6 protein-coding genes are annotated in these 5385 nt (G+C 45.4%); 2 read left to right on the plus strand and 4 right to left on the minus strand.

Going from position 1 to position 5385, the window contains the following annotated elements; translation table 11 throughout:
* Nucleotides 1-84: 84 nt before the first annotated feature.
* Nucleotides 85-252 carry a hypothetical protein gene (locus tag GRP75_RS29275; protein ID WP_007431986.1) on the minus strand — a complete coding sequence of 56 codons (168 nt, stop codon included), beginning with the start codon at nt 250-252 and terminating at the stop codon, nt 85-87.
* 121 nt (nt 253-373) lie between these two features.
* Between GRP75_RS29275 and GRP75_RS18315 the strand changes: the two genes are divergently transcribed.
* Entirely contained in the window at nt 374-595 is a 222-nt protein-coding gene (locus GRP75_RS18315; protein WP_013311857.1) for an alpha/beta-type small acid-soluble spore protein, read from the plus strand.
* Nucleotides 596-846: 251 nt separating this feature from the next.
* Here the strand turns inward: GRP75_RS18315 and GRP75_RS18320 are convergent, their stop codons facing one another.
* The gene (locus tag GRP75_RS18320; RefSeq protein ID WP_160789992.1) at nt 847-1830 is read right to left on the minus strand and encodes a metal-dependent hydrolase; all 984 of its coding nucleotides are present in this window, start codon (nt 1828-1830) and stop codon (nt 847-849) included.
* Nucleotides 1831-2033: 203 nt separating this feature from the next.
* Here GRP75_RS18320 and cyoE point away from each other — a divergent pair, with 203 nt between their 5' ends.
* Complete coding sequence (gene cyoE, locus GRP75_RS18325; protein ID WP_023990199.1) at nt 2034-2978, plus strand: heme o synthase; 945 nt, start codon at nt 2034-2036, stop codon at nt 2976-2978.
* A gap of 90 nt (nt 2979-3068) precedes the next feature.
* Here the strand turns inward: cyoE and GRP75_RS18330 are convergent, their stop codons facing one another.
* Together GRP75_RS18330 and GRP75_RS18335 are read right to left on the minus strand one after the other, a co-directional pair.
* Complete coding sequence (locus GRP75_RS18330; protein ID WP_029518206.1) at nt 3069-3413, minus strand: toprim domain-containing protein; 345 nt, start codon at nt 3411-3413, stop codon at nt 3069-3071.
* Between the two features lie 405 nt (nt 3414-3818).
* The gene (locus tag GRP75_RS18335) at nt 3819-4991 is read right to left on the minus strand and encodes an MFS transporter (RefSeq protein WP_023990196.1); all 1173 of its coding nucleotides are present in this window, start codon (nt 4989-4991) and stop codon (nt 3819-3821) included.
* Nucleotides 4992-5385 lie beyond the last annotated feature (394 nt).

Genomic DNA, 5385 nt, shown 5'->3' on the forward strand with positions numbered 1-5385 from the left:
GCGGTCAAAGAGCGCATGGGCTTTCTGCCACGTCTACGCTAAAGCATATTGAGGCGAACGGATTAGGCCTTTTATAAGATTGGATTAGGAGCGGCGTTGTCGAGCTTTGACCACGAAACCCCAGCCGATATTGCCGACAGATAATAGCCCCAGTAGAATGGCAAGCCATGCGGAATAACTGATGGATATAGCGGCTGCGGTCAGCAGGACAATGGATGAAACGGCGAACCATAGGGATAAACCTTTACTCATTGGTAAAAACCTCCAGTGTTCGAATGTTGAATTTCAGGAATAAGTAGTTGTAAGCGAGCCATAATAATCTTGCAAGCTTGCAATGAACCTCACTCACAAAGAACTGAAAGGAGATTCAAATATGAGCAGACGTCGTTCAAACAACCTGCAAGTACCGCAGGCCAACGCCGCTTTACAACAATTAAAATATGAGGCAGCTCAAGAACTTGGCATCACCATCCCACAGGACGGTTACTTCGGTAATGTTGTTTCCCGCGAAACAGGTTCGCTTGGGGGATATATCACGAAAAAGCTGGTCCAACAAGCAGAACAATCCTTGTCGGGCAGCAGCCGTTTGCAGTAATACACATAAACACTCCATCTTGGAAGCTGTATTATGAGCAACTGTGATGAAGAAAATCCGGAGCGATCATGCTCCGGATTTTTTTACGCATGGCTTATGACCATTGTGAATCACGCAAGTCCGCTTCGTCAAGAGGGCGCTTTCATGAGATCTGGTTTTTTGCGGGAATGACCAAAAAAAGCAAGCTCCCAGATTAAGGGGAACTTGCTGTCTGTTGTTCATACGGCTTGTTGTTAGCTTGTAAGCAGGTTTTAATTCGTATGAAGGGAAAGGCGTTTTTGCATCTTTTCGTCACTGAGCCATCCAATATAGCTGTTGATCAGTCCGAACTGCTTATCCATCGCGACCACAGCCACGAATGGATATTGTCTCCGGTGTCGATACCTCACGTCTCCCCATCGCACAATGTAGCCCCATTCCAGTTCCTCCACCTCGGCAACGGCAAAGGAGGAAAAATAGCGAAATGCCTGCACATCGCGATAGGATTTGGAGGCTTCTACGGCAGGATGTGTGGATGGAATTGCATGTTTCGTCCAAAATAAGTGTTTGCCATTTAATCCGCCAATGTCATAACTTCCATTCTGATGAGCTTTTACCACATGCCACCGGTTCCATGATACGGTGGGAATGATATAATAGATGTCGCCCTCCTGACGCTCATTGTCCATATTACGTACCGCTTTTCTGGTTATAAAATGACTCCAGGTTCGCCAAATGTAATATAGGCCAATAATAACGTACAGCGTAATAAATAAGGGAGCGGGTGGAGTCAATCCGGTGATCCACAGCATAATCGCAGCAACATGGGTGCCAAAAATAAAGGGATCGAAAATATGGATGATATTCCAAGATATCCACTTGTTTGTAAACGGCCGGAATGCCTGTGTTCCGTACGTATTAAATAAATCTGTGAATACATGCAGGCAGACGGCAATCGTTACCCATAATGCTACATGACCTGGGGGCACATCTCTGAAGATCAGGCAAATCAGTCCTGTTATGGACAAGATCCATATCAACCAGAAGGGAATTGAATGCGACAGTCCACGGTGATTGCGAATGTAGGCTGCATTGTTTTTCAACCGAAGCAAAGTGTCAAAATCCGGAGCTTGTGACCCTACGACTGTAGCGAGCAGTATGACTGCGGCCAACTTTTGATCTCCGGCGACGACAGGATCAGTGTAGGCCAGCCCGGCCAATCCGATTCCCATGACAAAGTGTGTGGCTGTATCCATATCTGTCGCTCCTTTTGTATTGTTTCCTGTACTTATTACTACCCAAATTTACTGTAAACGATCAGCAGGGGCGATTTGCCATCGGAATTGTGAACGTTTTGTGCGTTTTCTGTCAAACTTTTTGGGGTAGGTATATGATAAAATTTATATCGGAGTTCAACTTACTCCCGAATTCATACATCTCTAAGGGGGAGTTACTCACAATGGATAATATAAGTTATAAGACTTCTTCGGATGCGGCTACCTATTCTGTAAAATCTAAACCACCCGGTAAAGCGGGCACTTGGAAAGATTTTATTACAGTTACCAAGCCAGGCATCCTTCGTACCAATCTGGTTGCAGCCTTTGGTGGTTTTTGGTTAGCGTCGCAATGGGATGTTGACTATATAAAGCTAATTCTTACACTATTAGGTACAATGCTGGTTATGGCGTCTTCTTGTGTTTTTAACAACTATTTTGACCGTGAGCTGGATTTGAAAATGGAGCGTACACGTAATCGCTCACTGCCAACAGGGCGTCTGACCCCTACAACGGTGTTGTCATACGCTATTATTTTGGGCGTTGTTGGGTTAGCTGTTCTATTCTCCTTCTCTGGTGTAACGGCAGGATTACTGGGATTACTTGGTATGTTCGTCTACGTCGGTATTTATACACTTTGGTTAAAACGTTCATCTACATGGAGTACATCCATCGGCGGTATTTCTGGCGCAATGCCTCCGGTGATTGGTTATGTGGCCGCTTCGGGTCGTATTGATATGGGCGCGTGGCTCTTATTCGCTCTCCTGTTCTTATGGCAGCCTCCTCACTTTTGGGCACTTGCTATTCGCAGAGTTGAGGAATATCGCGCAGCAGGATTTCCGTTGTTGCCAGTCGTAAAAGGTATCCATCGGACGAAGATTCAGATGATTCCTTATATTGTATTGCTGATTCCGGTACCCATCCTTATGTATGCTTATGGATATGCCGGTATGATTTTTATGATCGTGTCCGTGTTACTGTCCGTGCTGTGGGCATTCTATGCCTTTAAAGGTTTTACGATTAAGGAAGAAGAAACGGATTCCTGGGCGAAGAAAGTATTTTTCTTTTCCATTAACCATCTGACACTCAGTTTCTTGCTGATGATCGTCGATACGGTTCATAAGTTCTAATGTCATTTTAGAGGCATTTTATAGTGCACCATATAGCTGTCCAACAGGCATTGAAAGCGGCCTGAGGACAGCTTTTTGTTATTTTAAAGACTAAAGAACAGGTGGCGGGTATATAATGTATTCTTCCAACCCTGCTTTTTCCAATTGAGCGATCACATATTCGTCTGGAGTGCCTTCTACGCCGGCGTATCCTTTGCGGGTATACATATGGTAGGCATCCGGAAAAGAGTCTGCAAGTACACCCCTTATTTTTTTCCCTGAGCTGTCATTGTCCATAAATAAATATATTTCGTCGTGCTTGGCCCGCTTGTGGAGGGATTCCAGTTTTATAGAGTTGAGTGTACCGAAGGTGCATAAAATGTGAACCTCCGGGTCAAGTAATCGGCGAAGTTTGCTGCGGTCATTTTTCCCTTCAACAATCACGGTTATCGCCATTTAAGCTCACCCCTTGTCTGATACATATGCTCGAAATTCCCCGGGCAATGAAGAATATGTGTATAGTGTAGCTCCAAATAGGGTTCTCATGCAAAAAATAACAAAACAGCCTGCCAGAAGTGGCAGGCATGGGCACAAGGGGCAACAAGTTAGGGCAATTCAGACATTAAATCCAGCAAGTACGGAGAATGATGACGAGCAAAATATAAAGAACAAGAATGGTGCCAGTTGAAGTTCCAATAGGGCAAGGATGACAGTGGCTCACAGGCTGCACCTCCCTTTGTTAGTGAATGTTCAGTCAAAATATTCTATGTGGATAGGGGGATGGTGTACTGTGCATACGCCCTCTAGAACGGCATTTTGGGCTTTAAAGGTAGCATATTAGCAGACCACTGCCTCACCTAGCTAGGAATGATAAGGTCCTGAGGCAGACAGTGGCGGCGTCGGAGATAAGCGCTTAACGGGAACGAATAGCAGGCCAGCCATCAGAATCAGAAATGCGATAAAAAAAGGAGAAATGTGATCGGGTAGCTGACCTGCCAGTACAGGTCCGGCAAAGGAGCCGATAGATGTTGCAATAGACTGTAGTGCAAAGGTTTTGCCCAGTCGCGCACCTCCAATTCGTATGAAAAGAGAGGCCAGCGCTGGAAAAATGATGCCTTTGGCTGTTCCCAAAATAAAAAGTATGATGCCAATCGCCGCTTCGGGCGTGGTGGCGAGTGCGTAGAAACTTAGAGACATCAAAATAATGCCACAAAGTAGCCGCGCCATGGGTGAATATTTGTTCAGAAACAGCAGGCTGAGCGTACAAAGTGCTCCCAAACTGATGATGGAAAAGAGCAATCCGGTGGACATCATGGACGCAGAACCGTTATTTCGTAATGGGATTTCGTAAAATAAAATGCCTTGTGCACACGCCAAAACAAAAGGAAGGAGCAGGTAGCGCCAATTGAATGGTAAACGCGTCTTCTGTACCCCCGATAGTGGAGCAGGTGTCGCATGACCATCTGATAATTGGGCCTGTGGAGCGGGTGCTGTTTTGGGCAAGGTGAAATAAGCCATGAGTCCCGTGACTACGAGAATGATGCCAAGGGAACTAAACGTCTCACTAAAGCCGAAACTGGCTACGATAAATGCGCCGGCGGCTGGAGACAGGACAGAGGCCAATGTGTGAACGACACCATGTCCCGACATATATTTGCCCTGCGTAACTGGATGATCGGATAGCTGTGCCAACATGGCCAGACAGGCTGGAGATAAAAAGGCCAACACAAAACCGCTAATCGCCCGAAGAAAAAGTAATTCCCACGGTGTGTGGATGTACGATTGAATGATAAGAATAATGCCTGCGGCTGTTAGGCTGAACATAATATATCGGCGGCTGCCGTGTTTGTCGACCTTGGGACCGGCCATCAAATTACCAGGCAGGTGAGTTAGAGAGTAAATCCCCATCATCCAGCCGATAAAAGTAGGTGCTGCACCGAGGGAGATAGCGAATGGTGTCAAAATAGGATATTGTGCATGCAGATCGAAAAAAGCAATGAATAAAAAGAGATACAGCCAGAGGGCTGTTTTCATGGGATGACCCCCTTCCCTAATGTAAACTTTCATGTTGTACCACGTATTGGCCCTTCCTAAGTTGTACGCTGGAGTGGACGAACATAGACCACTTTGTATGGACAAGAATTGAATAACAAGGTATGTAAAAGAGCTAAGCTGACAGGGCATCACGTAATCATGTATAATTACAGAGACAATTTTGTGGTTTAAATGATGTAGTTGAAAACGGGAGTGTAGCGAAATGGATAAGGGCGTCTGGACAGAGTTTTTGGAACATAATTGGCAGATCGTTCAGGATAACTGGCTGTATATATTAATTGGGCTTGTCCTATTGTTAGTCATATTGAAGGTTGTAAGAACTCTCATAAAATGGCTGATTGTCATTGTCGTAATTGCAGGCTTGCTTATCTAC

It is taken from the genome of Paenibacillus sp. OT2-17 (assembly GCF_009827695.1).
GTDB lineage: Bacteria > Bacillota > Bacilli > Paenibacillales > Paenibacillaceae > Paenibacillus > Paenibacillus polymyxa_B.